The sequence below is a fragment of the Mesorhizobium sp. B2-3-7 genome (assembly GCF_006442695.1).
In the GTDB taxonomy this organism is placed as follows: Bacteria; Pseudomonadota; Alphaproteobacteria; order Rhizobiales; family Rhizobiaceae; genus Mesorhizobium.
In genome coordinates this window covers 23243-49145 of the sequence record NZ_VFVV01000011.1, presented here as the reverse complement: position 1 = coordinate 49145, position 25903 = coordinate 23243, and the positions used below count along the sequence as shown (strand labels likewise).

21 protein-coding genes are annotated in these 25903 nt (G+C 63.9%); 12 read left to right on the top strand and 9 right to left on the bottom strand.

Annotated features, from left to right (window positions below):
* Nucleotides 1-21: 21 nt before the first annotated feature.
* Nucleotides 22-1866: an ABC transporter ATP-binding protein gene (locus tag FJ940_RS21210; RefSeq protein WP_140580559.1), complete on the top strand. Its 1845-nt coding sequence runs from the start codon at nucleotides 22-24 to the stop codon at nucleotides 1864-1866.
* A 17-nt stretch (nucleotides 1867-1883) separates the two neighbouring features.
* On the opposite strand, the gene FJ940_RS21205 is transcribed toward FJ940_RS21210, so the two are convergent.
* Nucleotides 1884-2159, bottom strand: a complete 276-nt coding sequence (locus FJ940_RS21205) for an exopolysaccharide production repressor exox (protein ID WP_140512914.1) — start codon at nucleotides 2157-2159, stop codon at nucleotides 1884-1886.
* 600 nt (nucleotides 2160-2759) lie between these two features.
* On the opposite strand from FJ940_RS21205, the gene FJ940_RS21200 reads away from it, so the two are divergent.
* The gene (locus FJ940_RS21200) at nucleotides 2760-3437 is read left to right on the top strand and encodes a sugar transferase (RefSeq protein ID WP_140497203.1); all 678 of its coding nucleotides are present in this window, start codon (nucleotides 2760-2762) and stop codon (nucleotides 3435-3437) included.
* 110 nt (nucleotides 3438-3547) lie between these two features.
* Nucleotides 3548-4813 (top strand): polysaccharide biosynthesis/export family protein, encoded by a 1266-nt coding sequence (locus FJ940_RS21195; RefSeq protein WP_181171603.1) that lies wholly within the window; start codon nucleotides 3548-3550, stop codon nucleotides 4811-4813.
* Nucleotides 4814-5037: 224 nt separating this feature from the next.
* Here the strand turns inward: FJ940_RS21195 and FJ940_RS21190 are convergent, their stop codons facing one another.
* The 5 genes from FJ940_RS21190 to FJ940_RS21170 form a co-directional block, all read right to left on the bottom strand.
* A complete protein-coding gene (locus FJ940_RS21190) occupies nucleotides 5038-6339 on the bottom strand; it encodes an O-antigen ligase (protein WP_140523534.1) in 1302 nt (433 codons plus the stop codon).
* Between the two features lie 254 nt (nucleotides 6340-6593).
* Nucleotides 6594-7421 carry an SDR family NAD(P)-dependent oxidoreductase gene (locus tag FJ940_RS21185; protein ID WP_140523531.1) on the bottom strand — a complete coding sequence of 276 codons (828 nt, stop codon included), beginning with the start codon at nucleotides 7419-7421 and terminating at the stop codon, nucleotides 6594-6596.
* A gap of 109 nt (nucleotides 7422-7530) precedes the next feature.
* Nucleotides 7531-8046: an acetone carboxylase subunit gamma gene (locus tag FJ940_RS21180; RefSeq protein ID WP_140512904.1), complete on the bottom strand. Its 516-nt coding sequence runs from the start codon at nucleotides 8044-8046 to the stop codon at nucleotides 7531-7533.
* Nucleotides 8047-8051: 5 nt separating this feature from the next.
* Complete coding sequence (locus FJ940_RS21175; protein ID WP_140497213.1) at nucleotides 8052-10247, bottom strand: hydantoinase B/oxoprolinase family protein; 2196 nt, start codon at nucleotides 10245-10247, stop codon at nucleotides 8052-8054.
* Nucleotides 10248-10260: 13 nt separating this feature from the next.
* The gene (locus tag FJ940_RS21170) at nucleotides 10261-12426 is read right to left on the bottom strand and encodes a hydantoinase/oxoprolinase family protein (protein ID WP_140657802.1); all 2166 of its coding nucleotides are present in this window, start codon (nucleotides 12424-12426) and stop codon (nucleotides 10261-10263) included.
* 86 nt (nucleotides 12427-12512) lie between these two features.
* Here FJ940_RS21170 and FJ940_RS21165 point away from each other — a divergent pair, with 86 nt between their 5' ends.
* The 4 genes from FJ940_RS21165 (at nucleotide 12513) to FJ940_RS21150 (ending at nucleotide 17306) form a co-directional block, all read left to right on the top strand.
* Complete coding sequence (locus FJ940_RS21165) at nucleotides 12513-13292, top strand: helix-turn-helix transcriptional regulator (RefSeq protein ID WP_140657800.1); 780 nt, start codon at nucleotides 12513-12515, stop codon at nucleotides 13290-13292.
* A gap of 185 nt (nucleotides 13293-13477) precedes the next feature.
* Complete coding sequence (locus tag FJ940_RS21160; protein WP_140497219.1) at nucleotides 13478-14230, top strand: SDR family NAD(P)-dependent oxidoreductase; 753 nt, start codon at nucleotides 13478-13480, stop codon at nucleotides 14228-14230.
* A gap of 213 nt (nucleotides 14231-14443) precedes the next feature.
* Nucleotides 14444-15787, top strand: a complete 1344-nt coding sequence (locus tag FJ940_RS21155; protein ID WP_140513546.1) for a glucoamylase family protein — start codon at nucleotides 14444-14446, stop codon at nucleotides 15785-15787.
* On the top strand, nucleotides 15777-17306 hold the full coding sequence (locus tag FJ940_RS21150) for a mercuric reductase (RefSeq protein WP_140580565.1): 1530 nt from the start codon (nucleotides 15777-15779) through the stop codon (nucleotides 17304-17306). The genes FJ940_RS21155 and FJ940_RS21150 overlap by 11 nt, the downstream gene beginning before the upstream one ends.
* Before the next feature lie 31 nt (nucleotides 17307-17337).
* Here FJ940_RS21150 and FJ940_RS21145 read toward each other — a convergent pair whose 3' ends face one another.
* Nucleotides 17338-17919 carry a DUF1349 domain-containing protein gene (locus FJ940_RS21145; RefSeq protein ID WP_140523515.1) on the bottom strand — a complete coding sequence of 194 codons (582 nt, stop codon included), beginning with the start codon at nucleotides 17917-17919 and terminating at the stop codon, nucleotides 17338-17340.
* A 57-nt stretch (nucleotides 17920-17976) separates the two neighbouring features.
* Nucleotides 17977-19416: an aldehyde dehydrogenase family protein gene (locus FJ940_RS21140; protein WP_140512893.1), complete on the bottom strand. Its 1440-nt coding sequence runs from the start codon at nucleotides 19414-19416 to the stop codon at nucleotides 17977-17979.
* A gap of 265 nt (nucleotides 19417-19681) precedes the next feature.
* Between FJ940_RS21140 and FJ940_RS21135 the strand changes: the two genes are divergently transcribed.
* The 5 genes from FJ940_RS21135 (at nucleotide 19682) to FJ940_RS21115 (ending at nucleotide 25418) form a co-directional block, all read left to right on the top strand.
* Nucleotides 19682-20341 (top strand): TetR/AcrR family transcriptional regulator, encoded by a 660-nt coding sequence (locus FJ940_RS21135; protein WP_181165292.1) that lies wholly within the window; start codon nucleotides 19682-19684, stop codon nucleotides 20339-20341.
* Nucleotides 20342-20436: 95 nt separating this feature from the next.
* Nucleotides 20437-21690, top strand: a complete 1254-nt coding sequence (locus FJ940_RS21130; protein WP_140580566.1) for a sarcosine oxidase subunit beta family protein — start codon at nucleotides 20437-20439, stop codon at nucleotides 21688-21690.
* A gap of 71 nt (nucleotides 21691-21761) precedes the next feature.
* Nucleotides 21762-22028 carry a sarcosine oxidase subunit delta gene (locus FJ940_RS21125; protein ID WP_140580568.1) on the top strand — a complete coding sequence of 89 codons (267 nt, stop codon included), beginning with the start codon at nucleotides 21762-21764 and terminating at the stop codon, nucleotides 22026-22028.
* Nucleotides 22025-24907 (top strand): sarcosine oxidase subunit alpha family protein, encoded by a 2883-nt coding sequence (locus FJ940_RS21120; RefSeq protein WP_140580570.1) that lies wholly within the window; start codon nucleotides 22025-22027, stop codon nucleotides 24905-24907. The genes FJ940_RS21125 and FJ940_RS21120 overlap by 4 nt, the downstream gene beginning before the upstream one ends.
* Nucleotides 24900-25418, top strand: a complete 519-nt coding sequence (locus tag FJ940_RS21115) for a hypothetical protein (protein ID WP_140657798.1) — start codon at nucleotides 24900-24902, stop codon at nucleotides 25416-25418. The genes FJ940_RS21120 and FJ940_RS21115 overlap by 8 nt, the downstream gene beginning before the upstream one ends.
* Here the strand turns inward: FJ940_RS21115 and FJ940_RS21110 are convergent.
* Entirely contained in the window at nucleotides 25408-25893 is a 486-nt protein-coding gene (locus FJ940_RS21110; protein ID WP_140497235.1) for a hypothetical protein, read from the bottom strand. The two genes, FJ940_RS21115 and FJ940_RS21110, sit on opposite strands and share 11 nt — an antisense overlap.
* Nucleotides 25894-25903: the final 10 nt, after the last annotated feature.

Here is a 25903-nt window from a genome sequence, read left to right as displayed (position 1 = left end):
CAGGAACAGGGATAGCAGGAGATGTCGAAATCATCGCTCCTTCGCCCGTCATTGTTTCGGGAAATCGCCGGGTTCGGCGCCGTTATCGCCCAGATAGGCGGGCGGCGGGCCTGGACGGCGCTGCTCTTCCTGATCCTGGGCAGCCTGACCGAAGGCATCTCCATCCTGTTGCTGGTTCCGCTGTTGCAGCTGGTCGGACGCTCCGGCCAGGACTTCGCGATCAAGCTGCCCGACAATGATTTCATGCGTTGGCTGGTGCCGGACGGCACGCTGAAGCTGACCACGATGCTGTGCATGCTGGTGGCGCTGGTCGCGCTGCAGGCCGCCTTCAACCGCTTCAAGTCGGTCTACATGGCCAGGCTTCTCTTCGATTTCATCAACCGCCTGCGCATGAACCTGTTCGAAAGCATCGGCAAGGCACGGTGGGGCGTCTTCACGCGCATGCGCGGCTCCGACCTCGACCATGCGCTGACCGGGGACATAGACCGCGTCCAGGGCGCGGCCTTCTCGCTGCTGATGCTGGTGCAGATCGCCGTGCTTCTGGCCGGCTATCTCGTGATCTCCATGTTCATTTCGCCGGTCATGACGCTGTTCGCCGTGGTCATTGGCATCCTGATGTTCCTCGCGCTGCGGCCATTCCGGTCGCGGGCGACCGCCTTTGGCCAGGTCCTGACCACCAACCGGCAGGATCAATACCGGACGGTCTCGGAATTCCTCGGCGGCATCAAGGTGGCCAAGAGCCTGAACATCGAGGCGACCTATTTCGCGCAGTTGCAGGCGACACTCGAAAGGATGAAGGCCGACAACATCGCCTATGTGCGCAACAGCTCGACCGGCACCGCCCTGTTCCAGGTGGCGAGCGTGATCGGCTTGAGCCTGTTCATCTATGTGGCGCTGGTTCGCTTCGACCTCTCACTGGCCGAGATCGTGGTGCTGCTGCTGGTCTTCATGCGCATCGCGCCGCGCTTCATGGACATGCAGACGCAAGCGCAGCAGGTCCTGATCAACCTGCCCGCCTATGCCGCGATGCGCAGCCTGCAGATGCGTTTCGACGCCGAGCGGGAACCTGGCCATGCCGGGATCCAGGACGCTCGAAAGCTGTCGCTCGATTTCGGACTGAATGTTCGCGGCGTCTCCTTCGCCTACGAGGACGGCGCCGCCAAGACGGTGGTGAGCGACATCACCTTCGGCCTTCCGGCCGGCAAGGTCACCGCCCTTATCGGCCCTTCGGGATCAGGCAAGAGCACGATCGCCGACATGCTGCTCGGCCTGCTCGAGCCGACAGCCGGCACGATCCTCGTCGATGGCGTCGAGATCGACGCCGCCAATCGCCGGGGCTGGCGCGACCAGGTCGCCTACGTGCCGCAGGACGTGTTTCTCCTGCACGACACGATCGCGGCGAACCTACGCCTGGCCGCACAGCAAGCAAGCGACGATGAACTGTGGGCCGCATTGCGATCGGCCCATGCGGCCGAATTCGTCGAACGGCTCGACCTCAAGCTGGAAACGGTGGTCGGCGACCGCGGCGTGCGGTTGTCGGGCGGCGAACGCCAGCGGATCGCGCTGGCGCGCGCCTTGCTGCGCAAGCCGTCACTGCTCATCCTGGATGAGGCGACCAGCGCGCTCGACTGGCAAAACCAGGCACTGATCGCGCAATCGATCGACGGGCTGAGCGGCTCGATGACGATCCTGACCATCGCGCACCGGCCATCGATGATCGCGTTCGCCGACTGGGTGGTCGCGATGGAAAACGGCCGTGTCGTCGAGGTCGGGCAATATCGGCGGCTGAAGGCGAAAGCAGGAAGCCGGTTGTCCCGGATGCTTTCGGGCGAACAATCTGAGTCCGAACCCGCCGACGTGGCCTGAGGCCAGCCTGGTCTGGGTCAGTGAAGGCTTCGCCCGGCGCCGCCCAGCTTTTCACCCTCGGCCACCTCGGCCGAACTCAGCTTTCTTTCGGCCTCGCGTGTCCTGTCGGCCGGCGTCGGCGCGCTTTTGACGATCATGGCATAGACGAGCACGAAGTAGCCCGCCTGGATGACCACGGCACAAATGATGACGCGCAGCAGCGTCGTGCCTATTGAAGCGCCGCCCAGCCATGACCAGCCAACGACGATCGCAAGAGCGAAAATCATCCCAACGATGAATTTTGGAAGCGACATACCCAACAGCCCACAAACCGGCCCGGGTATATTCCAATCGTTGCCCCACCCGAGCGTCGTCCCTTGTCATGCGGGCTTGTTAAGTCGCCCGCTCCCGGCCGGTTGCTTCCGGCCTTTCAACCTGTCGCCACTTTGACAGGTATAATTTGCAATTCTATTAAGGCGAGCAAAAGGCCGCAAGGGCAACTGCATTTATTTTTAGGTGAGCTTTTGCGCTCGACTCGCTCATGCTGCAACGCACACGACGGGATTACGCGCAACTTCGGCTCTTTGGTGTTTTTCAGTAGAATCTACAATATTGAATAGTATTTTATATGAATACCACCGAATATCGTGCCGCTCTAAAGCACCAACGAGCTCCATTCAAGGGCATAAAGAACGCCCCGCCTAGAAGCTGCCCCAAAAGCGCCTCTATTTTTCCGGCTATGCCCATTTATTGTCATAAATGTGCTAAATATTCCGAAATTTGTGCAGGGCGCGCTTATTATTTAGTCAATTCATGACGTGACTATTTCAAAGGTGCGGGAAATTGTGTGTTGCGCTGCAACATTTTTTTGATATCGTGCCGTAAACCATCCGGTCAACGCATGGAGTTTTGGCATGAGGGATGTTGCCAAGTCGGCCACAGCGGAGTTTTCGCAGGCTGGCGTCGATTTTCCACCGCCGATCGGCGGCCTTATCAAGCGCAGTTTCGATATTGCCGGTTCACTGGCCGCCCTGATCGCTCTCAGCCCGCTGTTCGTGATGATAGCGCTGCTCGTCAAATTCTCCGATGGCGGATCGATTTTTTACGGTCACCGGCGAATCGGGCGTGGCGGACGGGTTTTCCCTTGTCTCAAGTTCCGCACCATGGTGCCGGACGGCGAAAGGGTGCTGGCCGCCTATCTGGCGGCCAATCCGGAAGCCAAGGCGGAATGGATAGCCACCCGCAAGCTGAAGAACGATCCGCGCGTCACCCGGGTCGGCGCGGTCCTGAGGAAACTCAGTCTCGATGAGTTGCCGCAGGTCATCAACATCCTTCAGGGCGACATGAGCCTTGTCGGACCTCGCCCGGTCGTGCGCGACGAACTGGAGATCTATGGCAGCGCCGCTGTGTATTACCTGAAGTCCCGCCCCGGCCTGACCGGCCTGTGGCAGGTCAGCGGCCGCAACGACGTCTCCTATGACAGCCGAGTCGCGTTCGATCGCCACTATGTCGAGAATTGGTCACTTTTTGAGGATATTCGCATCATCATCAAGACAGTTCCGGCTGTCTGGATGTCGCGCGGCTGCTACTGAGCGGTCGCGAACCGGATCGCACGCGGGGGATCTCTCCCGGCAGGCATCGGGCGCAGGCTCATCGGGCTGGTGGGGCCAAAGCGGATCGGAACATTCAGTTGAAGATAGACATGTTCGAAGTTTTTTGCAGCGGCCCGCATTCGAGCCGCTCGCGGCGTTTGCGGCTCGTAGCCAGTTGCCTGGCCCTGTCGCTCGCCCTGCCTCGGATCGCCATTGCCGACGAGTACCATCTCGGATCGCAAGACAAGCTCACCATCCGTATCGCGGAGTGGCAGACCGTCGAAGGCACGTTCCGCGACTGGTCGGCGGTGAATGGCGTATACACGGTCGGGCCGGCCGGAATGCTGTCGGTGCCTTTCGTCGGCGAGCTGCCGGCATCCGGCAAGACAACGGCCGAAGTCGCGGCGGCGATCGGCGAGGCGCTGCAGCACAAGCTCGCTTTGTCGGATCGGCCCGAGGCATCGGTCGAAATGGCGCAGTTCCGGCCGTTCTATATTTCGGGTGAGGTGCAGAACCCCGGCCAATTCCCCTATGTGCCCGATCTTACGGTGTTGAAGGCGGTCAGCATCGCCGGCGGCATCCGGCGAAGCGCCGACTACGGCCCGCAGCTCGGCAAGGACCTGGTCACCGCCAAAGGCAATTTCGATATATATGACGATCAGCGCGTTCGACTGATCGTCAAGCGCGCGCGCATCGATGCCGACCTTGCGGGCAAGTCGAGCTTCGACGTGCCGAAGGAGGTCGAGGGCGATCCGAGACTGCAGGCCATCGTCGCGGACGAGATGACGATCCTCACGGCTGACCAGAAGGCGCTGAAGCTGAAGCTCGAGGCGCTCAGCGATCTGAAAGGGGTTCTGCAGGCCGAGATCGAATCGCTGCAGAAGAAGATCGTCAACCAGCAGAAGCAGGTCGACCTGGCGCAGCAGCAACTCACCAGCATCGGTCCGCTGGCCCAGAAAGGCCTGGTCGCCAACGCAAGACTGCTGGATTCGCAACAGTCCGTCACCGACCTTCAGGGCAAGATCCTGGACTACGAAACGGCCATCCTCACCGCCAAGCAAGCGATCAGCAAGGCAACGCAGGATGCCATCGATGCCCAGAACACGCTGAGCTCGAGCCTCGCCGCCGACCGGCAGCAGACCGAAGCCGACCTGAACGAGGCCGCGCTGAGGGTCAACATGCAGAAAGGATTGATGGCCCAGGCCACCGATCCCGCCACCGTGGCCGCCAGCGCAACCAACGAAGAGCCCACCCTGATCTATTCACTGCTGCGCGCTGCCGAGGGCAAGACGAGCGAGATTGCGGTCAAGGAAGACACCCCCGTGTTGCCGGGCGATGTGATCAAGGTCAAGCTGGCGCCAATGCCCAGCCAGTAAGTGGTCGAACGGCCGAGATAAGAGCAGCTCACCGTTCACGAAAACGGTGAGCTGCTCTATCCCTTTGTTTTTGCGCAATTCCGGACGGAAAGCGCTGCGCGCGTTTCCCGGGGAAGCCGTACACACTTTCCTGAAATTGCTGGAGCGGGGCGGCGTTTGAGGGAATCGCCAGCCGCTCTATCGCCTTGCTTTGACGCAATCCCAAACGGGAAACCGATCGGTATTCATCGAGCGGCGTCCGTGCCAGGCTCGGGGCCGCTCCAGCCTCTGGCGGCATTTGCCTCTTCGATCCTTGCCGCAGACAGGCGAGGACGGGCAACGGGCAGTCGCGCCAGCTTGAAGAAGCTGAAATACATCAGGAAGGAACCCATGATGTAGGGGTTGAGGATCTCGACCTCGACGAAGGAGCGGATCAGGAGCAGCACCATGACGCCGGCCAGAACGACCGAATCCGCCCGCCATGTTCCGAACGCGACCGCCGAGACATGGCCGTAGAGCGTGCGCAGGATGACCAGCGAAACCAGCGTCGCCCCGACGAAGCCGAGTTCGACAAGGGCTTCGATGTAGGTATTGTGGAAGTGGAAGCCGGTGCGGGTGGTGATGTAGAACTCGTTCCACAGGCGCTCGGCCTCGGCAAAACCCTGGACCCAGTATGCGGCATAGCCGACGCCGAGCATGGGCGACCTCTGCGCGGCGTTCCAGCCCTGCTCCCACAGATAGGTGCGTCCGGTGAGCGTCGAATCCTTGCCGAACAGGCCGAGGACGAAGTCCATGAGGCCGAGGTTCAGCGCCACAAGGATTGTGACGACCAGCATGCCGGCGCCGATCAGGAAGATCACCCGGCGATAGCGTCGCGACAGCACCTTGCTCATGGCAAGCAGCATCACCAGCGCCAGCACCGCCGGTGTCGAGGCCATCGAGGTGGCCGAATGCGAGATGACCAGCAGATAGGCCGACAAAAGCACCACCGGCACCGTCAGGAACAGGCTTAGCCGGCCGTGCCTGAGGAAGGCGATGAAGACGACGCTGAAATAGATACCGAGCGAGGCGACGAAGCCGATCTGGTTCTTGGAGGCGAAGGCGCCGACGAAATTATAAGTGCCGTCGAGGACGTCCTCGGAATAGGCCCCGACCTTGAGAGAGTAGAGCAGGACGACGAATATGCCGACCAGGGCGCCTATTGTCAGGGTCCGCACACTGACGGCTCGCGCCGCGACATAGGCGCAGGCGATGTGGGAGAAGTACTGGACGGCCGTTCTCGCGGTGATGCCGGGAGCATCCGACCAGAAGACGGAGAAGCATACATAGGCCGCGAACGACAATGGCAGCCAGGCGCTGGACAGATGCCGCAGGAACCGCCTGTAGTCGACCATGATGAGGGGCAGCCACACCGCATAATAGGCCAGGATCAGCACCTGGCCGAATATGACGGAGTAGGAGAATGCCCAGACCGAGACGGCAACGGCAAAACTGCCGTAGACCGAGTTCCTCTCGGGATCGACCAGCAAGGACTTTGGAATCTTCATCTCAGGTTCTCGCCGAGCCTACCCCGGACCGCCGCGTAGCCGGCAGGCATCTCCGTAAGAAGGGTGCAATCGACGGCATCTCCATTGTGCAGTGCAATATAACCTATCGCGCCGCGCGCTCAATGGCAAATGCGGTCACCTTGTCTTACAGCCAGGCGAGCGCCGAGAGATCAGGTCCGGGACACGCCCGGACGGGATCGGACTTCTCTTTCCATTGCCGGCCTCTCCATCGACGCCGCAACCAGCCGTGCGCGCTACCAAAGTGCTCCGCCGGTGACCTGTATGTTTTCCATGGTGATGCCCTTGGCCATATCCGAGCAGAGGAACACGGCCAGCGCCGCGATCTCCTGCGGCTGGAGGATGCGCTGCTGCGGGTTGCCCCTGGCGATCTCGGCCATCGCGTCCTCGGCCGTGCGGCCCTTGCCCTCGCGCTCGACGACCTGCGCCACGTTGCGGCGCATCAGTTCGGTCTCGACCCAGGTCGGGCTGATCATGACGCAGGTGACGCCATGCGCCGCCCCTTCGAGCGCCACGCAACGGGTGAGGCCGAGGAGACCGGCCTTGGAGGCGCAGTAAGCGGGATTGTCCTTCCAGCCGACCGAGGCGGCGGTCGAGCCGATGTTGACGATGCGGCCCCAGCCGCGCTCGATCATGCCGGGCAGCACAGCGCGGGTGGCGCGGAAGGCGCCGGTGAGATTGGTGTCGACGATCTTGTCCCACAGCGCGTCGGAATGGCCGCAGACCGGCTGCTCGGCCGTGGTGCCGGCGGCGTTGACCAGGATGTCGACAGGACCCACCGCCGCCTCGGCGTCGGCCGCGAAACGGTTCGTGACGTCGGTGTCGCGCACGTCAAGATGGGCGGTGTAAATCCTCGTTCCATGCGCGCCGAGAGCCGAACGCACGCGCTCTATCTCGTCAGCGCCGGGATAGTAGGCGGCGTCGGATCTCTCCACGCCGCCAGGTGCGACATAGGAACCGACGGCGACATTGGCGCCGGCCTGCGCCAATGCCGTGGCAATCGCCAGGCCCATTCCGGAGAAGCCACCGGTGACGATTGCGCCGCGGCCGGAAAGGTTTGTCATCGGGCATGGCCTCCGCGCGGCACGGGACGGTCCATCAGTCCCGAGAGTATCTGAACTTCATAGGCCAACATAACCTTCGGAGCCGGTGACGAAACTTGTGTCCTTGCCATCAGCTTTCCTTGTCCATCGGCTCCAGCGGCTCCAGCGGCTTGCCCAGCCAATCGCGGTAGAAACCTTCCAGGTCGGGTTCGAAATCATGGACGATGGGATAACCCGGCGCCGCGGCCTCGACCTCGTGCAGCGTGCCGCATTGCGGACAGATGAACTCGCGGATTTCCATCCATTCGGGATCCGGCAGGTCGCTGTTGGGATAGATCTCGCGCAGCGCCTCCTCGCTGTCGCGCACGATGATCGAAGCCTTCAGCTTCCAGTTCTTGCGGTAGTCGCCGAAGGAATGGCCGCATTCGCAACGGGTTACCCGCTCATCGCCGCTCTGGCAGATGAAGAGGTGGTCGCCAACAGGGAGCAGTATCGGATCGCTCCAGCCGACACGGTCCTGCAAAACCGCGACATATTTGAAGAACCGGTCGTCGTCCTTGTAGGCGCTCATGACGCGGCGCGTCTGCGGCCAAGGCAGGGTGCCCGCGACCAGATCGGCGATGACTTCCTTGCTGTATGAGGTCATGGTCCCTACTCCACGCCGAAGGTCGATTTGGCGTCGACATCCCAGAAGGTTGAAAAATCCCTGGTGAAGCGCGGCGAGAGCTTGATGGCGCTGGCATACATCTTCTTCACCTCGGGCGCGAAATCGACCGCCTTCACCCGCTCGCGCTCCTTGGCCATCCACTCCGAGACCGGCCTGGCCCGAGCGAGCCGGCGCGACCGCATCTCGGCGCGGTGGCGCTTGGTGGCTTCGAGATTGGCGACGGGATAGCCGTCCTCGTCCTCGTCAAGCACGATCCCGAAGACATTTTCGGCAGCTTCCCTGGTGAGATAGCCGTTCTCGACGTCCGATGCTGTCTTGAGCGGGTCGCGCTCCAGCACGTCGCCATAGCCGCCCCCGCCATTGTAGGAATGGGTGAACACGTCGCCGGTTTTGTGGGGTGCGGTGATATAGGGCCCTTCCATCGTCACGTGCTGGCCTTCGAGCCGGACCTCGAGTTCGGAACGATAAGGATTGGTGCCGGTATGGTGCGCCAGCGGCGCGCCCTTTTGTGCAAGCTCGAAGATGTTGCTGTCGCGCACCGCACGGTGTTTTTGGCAGGTCGGCGCCGGATAGCCGCCGCAGAGCCCGCCATTGTCGAAGACGCGCGAGGAGTGTTCCGAGGTGACCAGCCGGAGATGGTCGGTCTTGCTGACCAGCCAGGTCGACAGGAAGGCGCAGCCGCCGCGATATTTGCCGGCGCCCCCGGAATTGGCAACGATTGAACGGCCGATATAGACCATCGGCATGTTCTGTTCCCAGATCTCGATGTTGCCCATGTCGGATTCAGGATTCCAGCCGACATAGGCGGTGTCCAGCCCATCCTTGATGGCAAGCGCGCCGGAACCGGCGGCCGCGCATTCGAAATGCGCCATGCCGAACAGCGTGCCGTACTGGCTGGTTCCCCCCATCTCGATCATCGGGCTGTTGACCTGGCCGACGAAGGCCTCCTCGACGAAGCCGCGGGCGATGAATGATCTCGACAGGAGCCGCTGGAAGACGCCATAAGCCGGCAAGAGCAGCGCCCAGGACGTGGCGGTGGCCACCATCTCATTGTCGGGATTGGTCCAGGTGCCATGCGGCAGCTTCAGCTCCGTCGCCATCCAGGCGCCGTCATTGACCAGGCCTTCGAAATTCATGTGCTGGGTCAGCGTCACGAACATGCCGCCATCCATGCCGGCCGGCGTGCAGTTCATGGAATGGTAGCCCCAGGGCTGCGTGCCCTCGAAATCCATGATGATCTTGCCGCCCGTGGTGATCTCCATTTCGATCGGAATGTTGTAGAGCCAGTCGGGGTCGCCGAGCGGCTGGTAGCCCGGCTTGCCCTTGGTGACGTGACCGTAAAAAGTATGCCCCCGATAGATGCCGGGAACGGTCAGTTGCCGCGTGCGGGCGAGTTGCGCGCGGCGGCCCTCCTCGATGAATTCCTTGGACACCTTCATCCAGTAGTCGAGGCCGATCTCGTCGATCAGCGCCTTGACGCTTTCGCGCATGTCGATGCAGGAGGCGACCTTGGCCTTCTCGTCCAGCACCCAGTAGATGGGCATGCGCAGATTGCGCTCGCAGCGGATCACGTAGTCGCGCCGCAGTTCGTCGTTCTGGCCGACTTTTTCGGCACAGACGAACAGGCCTTCGGTGAAGCGCTCCTGGGCCAGCGCCACGTCGCCGCCCGGCGTGATGCCGCCGGCCTCCAGCTCATGGCAGACGGCGCCGGCCCAGCCGACGAGCTTGCCCGAGTGGAAGATCGGCACCACGTCCATCACGTCGGGCACCTGCACCGTGCCGATGAAGGCGTCGTTGTTGGCGAAGATGTCGCCGTCGACGATGCGGGGATTTTCCTCGTAGCCTTGTCTGATCATCCATTTGATGAAGCGGCTCATCGTGTGCACATGCACCATGATGCCGTTGGAGAGCGCGATCGCGTCGCCCTCGGGCGTGTAGATGGCGACGACCATCTCGCCGACCTCGCGCACGCCGGGCGAAGCCGAGATGCGACGCGCCATCTCGCGCGCCGAGACGCAGTAGGCGCGCAGCTTGGTGTGCAGCGTCTCGAATTTCAGCGGATCCTGGTTGCGCAGTTCGAGATCGGTAATGCCGTCATAGCAGCCGGTCTCGTCCATGAGCCGTTCGGATTCGATCAGCCGCTCGCGGAGGCGCAGGGCGGAGGCGGGTTTGTCCAGCATGGCGTTCGCCCTCTCAAGCGTGGGAGTAGTGGAGCAGCGTCCATTCGTCGACGAAGACACGGTCCCGCGGATGGACGACGAGGGTGGTGGCGGGGTGTTCGATGATGGCCGGGCCGGTCACCTCATGCCCCGGCAGCAGAAGATCCATCTCGTAGAGATCGGCCTTGTGCCAGCGGCCGCCAATATAGGCCTCGCGCACGCCCTTGTGCGCGGATGCGGGGCTTGAGGGGCCGAGCGGCCGCTTGAGCAGCACGGGCTTGACCTTGTCGGCGGTGGCGATGAGACCGAGTTCGGTGATCGAGAAGCCGGCTTCACCATAACGCGAGACGCGATGGTTGACCTTGGCGTAGACCGCTTCGAACTCGTCGATGACCTTGCGCATGTCGTCGGCCGAATTGATGGCCGATAGGGGCGCCATCACCTCGACGTCCTCGAGCTGGCCGGTATAGCGCATCATCAGGAACGGCACCGTCCTGATCTTGTCCAGCGCATGACCGTCGGCCACCATCTCGTCGACCGCGGCCCTGGTGAGATCGTCCCAGACCGCGGTCACTCTGGCACCGAAGGCCAGCAGTTCGGCCTCGCTTGCGCGCGCGCCGATGTCGATCTGCGTGGATACCGAATGCCGGCGCATGAAATCCGCCGTGGTGCAGCCGAAGGCGGAGAAGGCGGCCGCGAACTGGAAGGTGATGATATCCTTGAAGCCGATGCCCCTGGAGCAGCCGGCCAGATGCAACGGCCCCGAGCCGCCATAGGAAAGCAATGTGAACTCCGAAGGATGGATGCCCTGGCCGGAGATGACGCGGCGCAGCGCGTTGTTGGCGTCTGCTTCCAGCATGTCGATCATGCCTTCGGCGGCTTCATCCACGCCGACGCCGAGCAGACGGGAGCACTTTTCCTTGAAGGCCTTGCGCGCCTTCTCGACCTGCAGCACGACCTTGCCGCCGAGGAAATAATGCGGGTTCAGCCGGCCAAGGATGGCGTCGCAATCGGCGATGGTCGGCTCGGTGCCGCCCCTGGCGAAGCAGATCGGGCCGGGATCGGCACCGGCGCTTTCCGGCCCGAGCGAAACTTTCTTCGTCAGCGGATCGACTTTGAGGATCATGCCGGCGCCGGCGCCGATCGTGTCGAGATGCAGCGTCGGCACATTGAGCTTGAACCGGTCCATCAGCGGCTCGTTCTCGATCCGGGTCTGGCCGCGCGTGATGACGCCCATGTCGAAGGAGGTGCCGCCCATGTCCGAGCAGATCAAGGAATCATTGCCGATCAGCTTGCCGACATAGGCCGCGCCCAAAATGCCGCCGATCGGGCCGGAGATCATGGTTTCGTGCAGGCGCGGATGGTTGATCGAGGTGAGGCCGCCGAAGGAGAGCAGCGTCTGGACGCCATATCTGAAGCCGTATTTCTTCGAGACGTCCTCGATCCCCTTGAGCTGCTTGCGGCCGCGCGAGGTGGCGTAGGCCTCGATCAGCACCGAGTTCAGCCGCGACTGCTCGCGGATGACCGGGCGCACCTCATGGCTGCTGTAGACGAGGATGTCGGCTCCGGCGGCGGCGATCTCCTCGCGGCAGATCTCGGCGATGCGCTTCTCATGCACCGGATTGACATGCGAGAAGATCGTCATGATGCAGACCGCCTCGACCTTGTCGGCGATCAGCTTTTTCGCCGCGGCACGGACCTCATATTCGTAGAGCGGCAGGATGATGTCGCCGAACTGATCGATGCGCTCGGTGACGCCGTGAGTGCGGCGGCGCGGCACCAGCGGATCGGGATGATGATGTGTCACAGCGTGCAGCCGGTCGGCATAGGAATAGTCGGCCCAGGCCTGCAGGCCGCGACCCATCAGGATCATGTCCTCAAGGCCCTTGGTGGTGATCAGGCCGAGTTTCCTGCCGGTGCGCGACAGCAGCGTGTTGAGCATGCCGGTGCCGGAATAGAGCACCACATTGACGCCCGAAAACAGGGCCTCGAGCGAGATGCCCCAGGCGTCCGCCGCGTCCTCGGCCGAGGCGAGGAACCCCTCGGCCTCGTTCTTCGGCGTCGTTGCCGACTTGCCGATCTTGAAGCGGCCGTCCTGATCGACAAGGATGGTGTCGGTCATGGTGCCGCCGGCGTCGATGCCGATGACGATGGGATTGGTAGAGATATGGTCCACGGGTCGCCTTCCCTTGCCGAGCATGACCACAGGCTAGATTCGCGGGACCGGATCGCGCCATATGCCTAAAGGCACAATGACGGGCGGGAGCTCGTCGCCGAAAAAGAGGCATGCGCATGGGCAACATCTGGGCGCCGCTCGCCATGGCGATCGCCGCCACCGGCACCGACAGGCATGTCGACTGCCTGATCGACCTGATCGGCGCCGACATCGCGCATGACCTGGTGACGGTGACGCGCTACTCGGCGACGCAGACGCCGCAATTCGTCAAGCACCGGCGCTTCTCCGACGAGATGGTGCGGCGCTATCTTGATAATTACTACGTGTTCGACCCCTTCTACGCTTCCTGGCGGCGCGAGCGCCGGCTGGGCATCATGCCGCTCAAGCGACTGGCCGACGACGAGGCGAAACGCGGCCAGTACATAGCCGGCTTCCTCGCGCAATCGGAGATATGCGATGAAGTCGGCATCATGCTGGCCGATGGCGGCGACTGGTGCCTCGGCATTTTCCTCGATCGCTCGACGACGGCGTTCAAGGACAGCGAGATCGCCCTGCTGACCGAGCGGCTGCCGGTGTTCGAGGCGCTGCACGCGCTCGACATCAAGGCGCGTGGAAGCGATTTCTCGCGCAGTTCGGCGCCCTCCAGCCCCGGCGCCTCGCCGCGCCAGCAGCCCACAATCCCGGCGAGCCTGTGGCCGGAACTGTCGCTCAGGGAAAGGGAGCTCGTGCAACTGATCCTGGCCGGCCATCCGACCGCCAACATTGCCGAGCGGCTCGGCATCACCGTCGGCACGGTCAAGAACCATCGCCGGCGCATCTATGAGAAACTCGACATCACCACCGAGCGGGAATTGTTCCTGCAGTTCTTCCTGTACCGCTCGGACAAATAGGCCTGGCGCTGGTGCAAGCGCTGGACAGGCAGATCGAGGGGAGCCCGGCATAACGCGCCTCAGGGATTGGCCCAGACGATCGAGGTGCATGCCGGCTTGAACTTGGCCGGCGGCGACCTCACAGTCACCCCCGAACATGGTTTCGCCGAGCGGAGCCGATTTGCGCCAGGACAGGGGAAAATGAGATGCCGACGATTTTCGCGGAACGGTTTGCCGGACGCTCGGCGGTGATTACGGGCGGCGCATCCGGCATCGGCCTCGCCGTCGCACAGAGGTTGGTCCAAGAAGGCGGGCGCGTTTCGGTTTGGGACCGCGATCCCGCCCAGATCGAAGCGGCCAGGGCTTCGATCCCGGCGCTGCATGGCCAGACCGTCGATGTCGCCGACCCGGCGGCGGTGGATCGGGCGGCGCGGTCGACGATCGAGGCGCATGGCGGGGTCGACATCCTGATCACCAGCGCCGCCATCACCGGTCCCAACATGACCGCCTGGGACTATCCGGTGGAGGACTGGCGTCTGGTCATCGACATCAACATCAACGGTGTCTTCTACTGCAACAAGGCGCTCGTCCCGCACATGCTGGAGCGCAATTACGGCCGCATCGTCAACATCGCCTCGATCGCCGGCAAGGAAGGCAATCCCAACGCTTCCGCCTACAGCACATCCAAGGCCGCGGTGATCGGCCTGACCAAATCGCTCGGCAAGGAACTGGCCAAGACCGGCATAACCGTGAACTGCGTCACGCCGGCGGCGGTGCGCACGGCGATCTTCAAGCAGATGAGCCAGGAGCATATCGATTTCATGCTCTCCAAGATACCGATGGCGCGCTTTGGCGAGCTCGACGAGGTGGCGGCGCTGATTTGCTGGATCGCCTCGGAGGAATGTTCGTTCACGACGGCTGCCGTCTTCGACGTCTCCGGCGGCCGCGCCACCTACTGATGTGGTGCGGCGCTTTCCGGCTGGCGGCAAGCCACTACAATTGCGCGTGAGGAAGCAACCAACGGAGCTGGACAAGCGTACAGTGGCCGAAGCCGGAACCCGGCAACGGCAACAATGAGGGAGAAGACATGACCAGGCGTGACAGTTCGGCCCGCGCGCAATTCCTGCACCTTTCTCCGACAATCGCGACGACCGGACCGGAGCTTGCCGCATTTGCTTAAGGTCGAGCCTGCCATCCTGTCGGACGACGACCTTCTGGATCGTTTCCAGCGCGCGGCCTTCGGCTATTTTCTGGAAAACGTGAACCCCGCAAACGGGCTGGTCGCCGACACGTCGCGGTCGAATTCACCGGCCAGCATCGCGGTCGTAGGCTTTGCGCTCTCTTGCTATCCGATCGGGGTCGAGCGCGGCTGGATGGAGCGGGAAGCAGCGGTGGACCTGACGCTCGCCGCGCTGCGTTTCTTCTGGACCAGCACGCAAGGCAGTGGCGCTGACGTCACCGGCCACAAGGGTTTTTACTATCATTTCCTCGACATTCGCACCGGACTTCGGGTGTGGCGCTGCGAACTGTCGATGGTGGATACGGCATTGCTGATGGCCGGCATTCTCGTGGCGGGCGCCTATTTCCGGGGCGACAATGACGAGGAAGCCGAAATCCGCCGGCTGGCCGAGGCACTCTACCGGCGCGTCGACTGGCGATGGGCGCAAGGCAGCAGTCCGACGTTGCGACAGGGCTGGAAACCGAAGAGCGGCTTTCTCCACTATGGCTGGGAAGGCTACAATGAGGCGACGATCCTCTATGTCCTGTCGATGGCCTCGCCCGACAGCCCGACGTCCGACGACAGCTACGCGGGCTGGACGGCGACCTATCAGTGGGAAAACATCTACGGCTACGACGTGCTTTATGGCGGTCCGTTGTTCATGCACCAGTTCTCTCATGCCTGGATCGATTTCGCCGGCATCCGCGACGCTTTCATGCGCGAGAAGAATTCGGACTATTTCGAAAACAGCCGCCGCTCGACCTACCTGCACCGCGACTATGCTCGGCACAACCCCCATGGCTATGATGGATACGGAGAGAACCTCTGGGGGCTTTCGGCCGGGGACGGACCGGGTGGCTTTCGCAGCAGCATACAACGGCGGCGGCGCCGGTTTTCCGGCTACGTCGCGCGCGGTGCGCCTTTCGGGCCGGACGACGGCACGATCGCGCCGTGGTCCTATCCGGCGTCGCTGCCTTTCGCGCCTGACATCTGCATGGCGGCGCTGCGCCATCTCGCGGATCGCTACCCCCAGGTGATCGACAATTTCCGGCTGCCGAGCGGCTTCAACCCGACGCTGGCCAACCGGCGAAAATTTGGCCGCGACGGCTGGGTGTCGGAAGGCCATTTCGGCCTCGACCAAGGCATAGTGGTGATGATGATCGAGAACCACCGCTCGCGCCTGGTGTGGGAGCTGATGCGTTCCAACCAGTACATCCGCCGCGGCCTGAACAAGGCGGGGTTCACAGGCGGATGGCTGTCGCAGCCGGCAAGCCCGGATGGCCGCGATGTCGCTTGAAGGGACGAAAGCTGCCGGTTTTCCGGCCGACCACAATGATGTCGAGCTGGTCAGGGGCGCCCATCCGCCGCATTGGCGAAACCCGCCGCCCACCGGAGCATACAATCTCGTCGTCGTCGGCGCCGGGCCGGCCGGCCTGACGGCGGCGAGCGAAGCGGCAAGCCTCGGCGCGAAAGTGGCGCTGATCGAACGCGGGTTGATCGGCGGCACGTGCATCAACACCGGCTGCATCCCGTCCAAGTCGATCATCCGCACATCCAGGCTCTATGCCGACATGCGCGATGCCGAGAATTTCGGAGCCGATGCGCCGGACCATCTTCGCGTCGATTTCCAGCGCGCGATGACCAGGATGCGGCGCATCCGGCAACGGATCAGCCATGCCGACAGCGCAGAGGCGCTTGCTGCGCTGGGCATCGACGTTCATTTCGGCGAAGCCCGGTTCGACGGAAGCGATTGCGTGACCGTCGCGGGAACGACGCTGCGCTTTCGCAAGGCGCTGATTGCGACAGGCGCGAGGCCGGAGTTTCCATCCATTCCCGGCCTGGTCGAGGCCGGCTATCTCAGCAACGAGACGATGTTCGACCTTGTCGACTGCCCGAAGCGGCTGCTGGTCATCGGCGGCGGGCCGCTTGGCTGCGAGACAGCGCAGGCCTTCTGCCTGCTCGGTGCGAAGGTCATCCTGGCGCAGAGCGATCCGATGTTCCTGCCCGGCGAGGAACGCGACGCCGCGCAGATCCTTTCGGAAGCGCTGGCGCGCGAGGGGGTCGAGGTCCGACTGAACACCGAAGTGGTGGCGGTGCGCAGGGAAGGCGACAAGAAGCTCGCCGACCTGGTGCGGGACGGCGACACGACGACCATTTCCGTCGACGAGATCATCACCGGCATAGGCCGCTCGCCCAATGTCGACGGTCTTGGCCTCGACGAGGCGGGGGTTGCCCACGATGCCAAAGGCATCAAGGTGGACGATTATCTCAGGACCTCAAACCCGCGCATCTATGCGGCGGGCGATGTCTGCCTCGACTACAAATTCACGCATACCGCTGAAGCAACAGCCCGCATGGTCGTGCAGAATGCCCTGTTTCTCGGGCGCAAGAGGCTGAGCGAATTGGTCGTTCCGTGGTGCACCTACACCGATCCGGAAATCGCCCATGTCGGCCTCTATCCGGTGGAGGCGCGACGCGACGGCATTCCGGTCAAGACCTATACGGTGCTGATGCACGATGTCGCCCGCGCGGTGATGGACGGCGAGGAAGAGGGTTTCGTCAAAATCCATGTCAGGGAAGGATCAGACCGCATCCTCGGTGCGACCGTGGTCGCCGCCCATGCCGGCGAGATGATCAACGCGGTGTCGCTCGCCATCAGGTCGGGCATGGGATTGCACGCGCTGGCCGACGTCATCCATCCCTTCCCGACACAGGCGCAAGGCATCAAAATGGCCGGCGACGCTTACCGGCGAACGCGGTTCACCCCTTTGTGGAGGCATCTGGCGGCACGCTGGCTGGCGTGGTCCAGGCGATGACACTTGTGTCCCGTCGGCGTTGGCGCGGGCTTCAGCCGTGCAGGTCCCGCGAAATCGGCGGGCCGACCGAAAAGCCGGTGAAAGTGACCTCGAAGCCTTCGCGCTGCGGCGAACAGCACATCATGCCGACATCGACCGCCTTCGAGACCGGGAAGTAGGCGAGCCGCACCGGCTTCCAATGACCGTCGGAGACATCCAGGTACTGGACGCGGATGGTCTCGGCATGGCGGGTCAACCGGATCGCAACGCCGTCCGGACCGGCCGGAATGGTGGCCAACGACCAGTCCGAGGCATCGTTGGTGACGACAACCGAGAAGTACATCACGCCGTCGGTATATTCGATGCCGGCCTTGATCCAATGCGTTTCGCTGAGGCGGAGCATCAGCCCCGCCTGGTCGTAGAGCACCTCATAACGTCCGGTGACGGTGACTTCCGCGGTGAAATCGCCCTCTACGCGCTTGTAGAGGAAATGGCCGTTGTCGCGCCAGAAATCATAAAAAGTCTCGCGCCAGAAATCCGTCTCCTTGCCGGTGCGCACATGAACCGCATCGCCGTCGATGGAATGATGCGGCGGCGGATTGAGCCAGGTCAGATCCTTGTCTTGAACTGTCATCGCCTTGTCTCTTGGTGCACGCGAAGGCTTCGCCGGCCCGGTCAGCCGGCGCCCCGATCAGCCTGCAAACGTGTAGGCGGTCTTCACGGTGGTGTAGAATTCCATGGCGTATCGGCCCTGTTCGCGCGGACCGTAGCTCGAGCCCTTGCGGCCACCGAAGGGAACATGGAAATCGACACCCGCCGTCGGCAGGTTGACCATCACCATGCCGGCCTCCGAATTGCGCTTGAAATGCGTGGCGTGCTTGAGGCTGGACGTGCAGATGCCGGACGTCAGCCCGAATGGCGTATCGTTGGCGACGGCGAGCGCCTCGTCGTAGTCCTTGACGCGGATGACGCTGGCAACAGGCCCGAAAATCTCCTCGCGCGAGCTGCGCATGGCGTTGGTGGCATCGGTCAGCAGCGCCGGCCGCAGGAAGAAGCCCGGCGTCTTGCGGTCGAGCCGCTCGCCGCCGAAGGCGAGCGTGGCGCCTTCCCTGACGCCGATGGCGATATAGTCTTCGTCCTGCTTGAGCTGCGTCGCATCGACAACGGGACCGATCTGGGTCTGCGCGTCGAGCGCATCTCCGACGACCAGTTTGTCCATCCGTTCCTTGAGCGCTTCGACGAAACGGTCATGAATGCCGTTCGTCACGATCAGCCGGGACGAAGCCGTGCAGCGCTGACCGGTCGAGAAGAAAGCGCCGTTGATCGCGCAATCGACAGCCGTAGCGAGGTCGGCATCATCGAGCACCACCAGCGGGTTCTTGCCGCCCATTTCGAGCTGGAACTTGCGCATGTGCTCGACGCTCGCCGCGGCGACGCGCTTGCCGGTGCCAACCGAGCCGGTGAAGGTGATGGCGTTGATGTCCGGGCTGTCAAGCATCGCCTGGCCGACCACCGAGCCCTTGCCCATGACGAGGTTGAGCACGCCCTTGGGCAGACCGGCACGGTGCAGTATGTCGACGATGGTCCAGGCGCTCTCGGGAACGAGATCCGCCGGCTTGAAGACGATGGTGTTGCCGTGGGCAAGCGCCGGGGCGATCTTCCAGGCGGGAATGGCGATCGGGAAGTTCCACGGGGTGATGATGCCAACCACGCCGACCGCTTCGCGCGTGATCTCGACACCGACGCCCGGCCGCACGCTGGGCACGACTTCGCCCGAGAGGCGCAGTGTCTCACCGGCGAAGAAATCGAAGATCTGGGCGGCTCGAATGGTCTCGCCAATGCCTTCGGCCAGCGTCTTGCCTTCCTCGCGCGCCAGGTTGCGGCCGATCTCGTCCTTGCGCGCCAGAATCTCGTCCGACGTCTTCTTCAGCACCGCGTGGCGGACCAGCAGACCCGAGCGCGACCAGGCGGGAAAGGCCGCCTTGGCCGCGGCGATCGCCTGTGCCGCCTGTTCGACACCTGCGGAAGCGTATTCGCCGACGATGTCGCCGGTATCGGACGGGTTGATGTTGCGGGAGCCGGCATCGCCGACCCACTCGCCGTCGATGAGGTTCTGTCGAAGCGGTGCCATGTCGTGTCTTTCCTGCTGGTTCGCCGCGCGGCGGCATCTGTGTGATTGTATTTGCCAGACAATTGCGCTGCGGGAAAGCACGCTTTGCGCGGACGGCCGCGACAAAGTCTCTCGGTTCGCGGCCCCGCGCGACCTGCTGCCCGCGTCGCGTCGTCCTTGGCCCAACAGGTTCGGCGACACATCGTTCCAATCACCGCGAAACGGGTCTGTACATATATGTCCATAGTCTTGATTTGCCCGGGGCGGCGTGTCATGCGTCGTGCCGATGGAAGCCACCGACACGACAACCCAGCGCGCCGGCGCCACCGGCAACATCAAGGTCACCCGGGAAGACTGGCTCAAGCTCGCGCTTGAAACGTTGATTTCGGACGGCGTCGAAAGCGTCCGTGTGCAGACGCTCGGCCAGAAGCTCGATGTGTCGCGTTCCAGTTTCTATTGGTACTTCAAGAGCCGCCAGGACCTGCTCGACCAATTGCTGGATTATTGGCGGCAGACCAATACAAGGTTCATCGTCGAACGCGCCGCGCGGCCTTCCGCGACCGTCATCCGCGGGGTGATGAGCATCTTCGAGTGCTGGGTGGACGAGAAGCTGTTCGATCCGCAGCTGGATTTCGCGATCAGGGCGTGGGCCCGGCGATCGCCCGCCATCAGGCGGGCTCTCGACGAGGCCGACGAGGAGCGCGTCGACGCCATTCGCGACATGTTCAGGCGCCACGGCTATGACGAGGAAGACGCCTTCGTGCGCGCCCGCGTGCTCTATTTCATGCAGATCGGCTACTACTCGCTCGAGCTCGACGAACCGATGAGCAGCCGCCTGCCGCACGTCGCGTCTTATCTGCGCAGCTTCACCGGCCAGGAGCCCACGGCGCAGGATGTCGAGGATTTTTCACGCTATGTCGAGGAAACGCTTTCGCGCAGCCGTTAGCGACAGCCGCCGCTTTCACACCACGGCACGAACTAGACATATATGTACAATCGCGTTACGCCTCACCCCATTGAACCAACCTCCTCCAGCACGCCATGACCAGACGCTATTCAGCTTTGTCGCTCTTGAAGGAAGGCCTCGCCGGCCAGACCGGCTGGGAGCCGGCCTGGCGCTCGCCCGAGCCGGAGCCGTCCTACGACGCGATCGTCATCGGCGGCGGCGGCCACGGGCTGGCGACGGCCTATTACCTGGCGAAGAATCACGGCATCGCCAGAGTAGCGGTTTTGGAAAAGGGCTGGATCGGCGGCGGCAATACCGGCCGCAACACGACCGTGGTGCGCTCCAACTATTACTATCCGCAGAGCGTCGAGCTCTATGGGCTGGCGCACCGGCTCTATGAGGGACTGTCGAAGGACCTCAACTACAACGTCATGCTGTCGCAGCGCGGCATGGTCAGCCTGTGCCACTCGACCGGCGAAATGGAGATCGGGGCACGCACAGTCAATGCCATGCAGATCAACGGCATCGATGCGGAGCTGTTTTCGCCCGAGGATGTGCGCCGGGTGGCGCCGATCTACAATTTCACGGCCAATGCGCGCTTTCCCGTGTTCGGCGGCATCTGGCAAAGCCGGGCCGGCACCGCGCGCCACGACGCGGTCGCCTGGGGTTATGCACGGGCCGCGAGCCGACTCGGCGTCGACATCATCCAGAACTGCGAAATCACCGACTTCATCGTCGAGGGCGGGCGCTGCCGCGGCGTCCAGACGACGCGTGGCGCCATCCGCGCGGACCGCATCGGCATGGCCGTGGCAGGACATTCCTCGGTGCTGGCGGCCAAGGCCGGCTTTCGGCTGCCGATCAATTCCTATGCGCTGCAGGCCTGCGTAACCGAACCGGTCAAGCCGATCCTCGACACGGTGGTACTGTCGCCCGGCACGGGCGTCTATGTCAGCCAGTCCGACAAGGGCGAGATCGTCATCGGCGGCGGGCTCGACCGCACTCCCTCCTATGCCCAGCGCGGTAACCTGCCGACGCTGGAGGGGGTGATCGCGGGGCTGTTGGAAATGTTCCCGATCTTCGGCCAGTTGAAGCTGATGCGGCAATGGGCCGGGATCGTCGACGTCGTGCCCGACTCCTCGCCGATCATCGGTCAATCGCCACTGCCCAATCTGTTCCTCAATTGCGGCTGGGGCACGGGCGGCTTCAAGGCGATCCCCGCCGGCGGCACGCTTCTGGCGAACCTTTTGGCAACGGGTAGGCACAACGACATCAGCCGCCCCTTCGATCTCGACCGCTTCGCCAGCGGGCGGCTGATCGACGAAGCGGCTGGTTCCGGCATCGCGCATTGATGCATGTCGCGCAAAAGCGCCGAGCGGCCTTAGGGCAACGACATGCATAAAGACGAAGACTGAGGTTTGCCATGCAGCTTTTCCCTTGCCCGTTCTGCGGCCCGCGCGACGAGACCGAATTCCACTATGGCGGCGATGCCGGCAATGTCAGGCCTGAGGGCGCCGAGGTGCCGATCGAGCACTGGGCCAACTATCTCTATCTGCGCTCCAACCCCAAAGGCGCGGCGCGCGAGATATGGCTGCATATGAACTGCGGCGAATTCTTCGTCATGGAGCGTGATACGGTTACGCACAAGGTGCTGTCTTCGGCTGCCCTGGGCGGGGAGCACGCGGCGTGACGGCCTCGCGCCTTGCCACGGGCGGCAGCGCCATCGACCGCTCGCGCCCGATCCGCTTCAGCTTCGACGGCGCCACCGTGCAGGGATTCACAGGCGACACCATCGCCTCCGCGCTGCTGGCCGCCGATGTCGCGGTCGTCGGCCGCAGCTTCAAATACCACCGGCCGCGCGGCATCTGGGGCGCGGGCGTCGAAGAGCCGAACGCGCTGGTGGATATCAGCGGCCCGAGGGCGACGCCGAACACGCGTACGACGACCGAGCCGGCACGCGACGGGCTGGTCGCCAAAAGCGTCAACGCGACACCCAATGCGCTGGCCGACCGCAACGCCTTCCTCGACCGCTTTTCCCGCTTCATTCCGGCCGCCTTCTACTACAAGACCTTCATGTGGCCGGACTGGCACAGGTTCGAGCCGCGCATTCGCGCCATGGCGGGACTGGGTCAGGTCGACAAGGACTGGACGTCGCCCGGCCCGGCCGACCAGATCAACCATCATTGCGACGTGCTGGTGATCGGCGCCGGACCGGCCGGGCTGGCAGCGGCAAGGCTGGCGGCCGGCGCGGGCCGCTCCGTCATGCTGGTCGACGACCAGCAAAAGCCCGGCGGGTCGCTCGGGCACCGCGCCGGCGAGGTCGACGGCAAGCCGGCGGCCGTGTGGGTCGAGGAGACGGTTGCGGGGCTTTCCGCCGGCGGTCACCTGGTCCTGCCTTCGACCACCGCATTCGGTATCTACGACCATAATCTGGTCGGGCTTAACCAGCGTCATTTCGACGGCCGGCCGGACACGCTGTGGCGGGTCAGGCCGCGCCGGATCGTGCTGGCGACGGGCGCCATCGAGCGGCCCCTGCCATTCGCCAACAATGACCTGCCGGGCATTCTCTCGGCGGACGCGGCGCTCAGCTATCTCAGGCGCCATGCGGTGCTGGCCGGCCGCCATATCATCGTCGCCGCAAACAATGACAGCGCCTATGAAGTGGCGGAGGCGGCCGCCGAGGCCGGCGCCGACGTCACGCTTGTCGACATCAGGCGCGACGGTATGCCCGCCGCGCCCGCCAAGGTGCGGATGCTCAAGGGCCGCGCGCTCACCGCCGCGGCCGGCAAGCTGCGCGTCGAGGGTGTGATGCTGGACGACGGCACCAGGCTCGATGCCGATTGCGTGCTGGTGTCGGGCGGCTGGACACCGACCATCCATCTCTTCGGCCAGGCCAAGGGCAAGCTCGCCTGGAGCGAGGCGCGCGCGGCCTTCCTGCCGGGCGACCCGGTCGAGGCCATAGCGGTGGCCGGAGCTGCCGCCGGCGCGGTTTCGTTGTCGGAGGTATTCGCCGGTTCGCAGAAAGCCGTCGCGTCGCTCGGCCCGACGAAGGCAGCAGTGTCGCGCAGCAGCGGAACGGAGGCGACCAGCGGGATAGTAGCGGCATGGCCAACGCCGGGTTCGAAGGGACGCATCTGGATCGATTACCAGAACGACGTGACGGTGAAGGACATAGAGCTGGCGGCGCGCGAAAATTTCGTCTCGGTCGAACATCTGAAGCGCTACACGACGCTCGGCATGGCGACCGATCAGGGCAAGACCTCCAACCTGCCGGGCCTGGCGCTGATGGCCGGGATCACCGGCCGCACGGTGCCGGAAGTCGGCACCACGACCTATCGTCCGCCGTTCACGCCGGTTCCGCTGGCGAGCTTCGCCGGCGCGCGCGGCGGCGAACTGATGGCGCCGGTGCGGCGGCTGCCGCTGGAGAGCGTGCATCGTGCCAGCGGCGCCGTGTTCCAGGAGTATGGCGGCTGGCTGCGCCCGGCCCACTACGGCGGCGGCGGCGATACGGATCGCTCGATCCAGGACGAGGCGCGCCGCGCCCGCCAGTCCGTCGCATTGTTCGATGGCTCGACGCTGGGCAAGATCGAGGTGATCGGACCCAAGGCGGCCGCGTTCGTCGATTTCGTCTATTACAACACGATGTCGACGCTGAAGCCGGGCCGCTGCCGCTACGGCTTCATGTTGTCCGAGAACGGCGTGGTCTTCGACGACGGCGTGCTGGTGCGGCTGGACGAGCATCGCTTCGTCGTGTCGTGCTCGTCCTCGCACGTGGCCGCCGTGCATGCGCGGCTGGAGGAGTGGCGCCAGGACCGGTTCGGGCGCGGCGCGGTCTACATCCACAACGCCACCGCGGAAATGGCGACCGTGACCGTTTCGGGACCGAACGCCCGGAAACTGCTCGAGACGGTTGATCTCGGCCTTTCGCTCGAGGATGGCGAGCTGCCGCACATGGCGGTCGGCCAGGGCAGCTATGACGGCGACGAGGTGCGCATCACCCGCGTCAGCTTCACCGGCGACAGAAGCTACGAGATCTCCATCCGGGCCGATCGCGCCGAGCCTTTGTGGGCGCGCCTGCGCGACGCCGGGCAGGCGTTCGATGCGGTTGTCATCGGCCTCGAGGCGCTGATGATCCTGCGCGCCGAGAAAGGCTTCATCGTGATCGGCAAGGACACCGACGGCACCACGCTGCCGCACGACCTCGGCGTCGAGGGCCCGCGGGCAAAGCGCCAGACCGAATTCGTCGGCCGCCGCTCGCTGTTCACCGAAGAGGCTTCGCGCGGCGACCGCATGCAGCTGGTCGGGCTGGCGGTCCCGTCCGGCGAAGCGCCGCTGCCAACTGGCGCGCATGGCATCAAGCGTAGCGGCGGCAAGCTGCGCAGCCAGGGCTTTGTCACATCGAGCTACCGGAGCCCCACGCTTGGCCGGCCGGTTGCGCTCGGCCTGATCGAGCGCGGCGCGGCCCGCCACGGCGAAACGATCGAAATCCAGCATCTCGGCAAGGCGATGACGGCGACGATCACCTCGCCATGCGCCTTCGACCCGGCAGGAGACCGGCTCAATGCGTGATCTCGCCCAAAAATGGCCGGTAGCGCCGGACTGGCAGTCGGCAACCATCAGTGCACCGGGTCTCGAGGCGCGCACGATCCCGGGCCTTCACCAATTGCTGGTCAGCGGCAACCTCGACGCCTGGGCGCGGAGATCCGGCATGGATGGCAACGGCGTGGGCGCCTTTGGCAGCGCGCAAGGTGACCGCTATGCGGCGCGTCTGGCGCGCGACCGCCTGCTCGTCGTGTCGAGCACACCGCTCGCCATCGCCGCGGGTTGGCGCGCGGAAGGTTTCGCGGTGACGGCGATCAGCGCTGGACTTCATGTGTTCGAGGTCAAAGGCTCGGCGATCGACGCTTTCATCGCGCGCGGATCAACGCTTGACCCAAACAAGGAAAGCGCCAGTGCCGCACTTTCCTTCGCCTGCGTCAGCGCCATCGCCTACCGCCACCGGGACCGACTGCGCATCCATGTCGATCGCGGCCTGGCATCCTATCTCTGGACGTGGATCGAAACGGCTCTCAGAGCGTGAACGACCAGAACAGGCAGGCCAGCGTGGCCGCCGCGAAGATAACGAAAAACAGACTGCGCAAGAGCACGTTGCGGCGAAGCTCGTTCATGACGAAGTGGCAACCGACGATAGCCGCCGCAAACAGGAACCGCCAGTTCAGCAGCGCCCATAGGGCGTCGCGCTGGCCGAATGCCCATCTGGCGACGAGACAGCCTACGATGGAGGCAAGGAGCACGATCACGGTCCAGAAGATGGCATCGGCTGCATGGGTGAGCACGATGCTGGCGGCTCTGATCGGCAGGATCATCATCAGCAGCGCGCTGAAGAAATAGACGGCGGCGAGTGGAATGAACATCCCGGCATCGGCAATGCCGTCGAGGCGCCTGACGCCGATCGCACCGTAGGGGTAGCCGTGCCTGGCCACCACCAGGCTCAAGGCCATGAGCAGCGCTGTCAGCACCGCGACCAGGGCGAAGGACGTGAGGGCTTTGCTCATGACGGTCCCG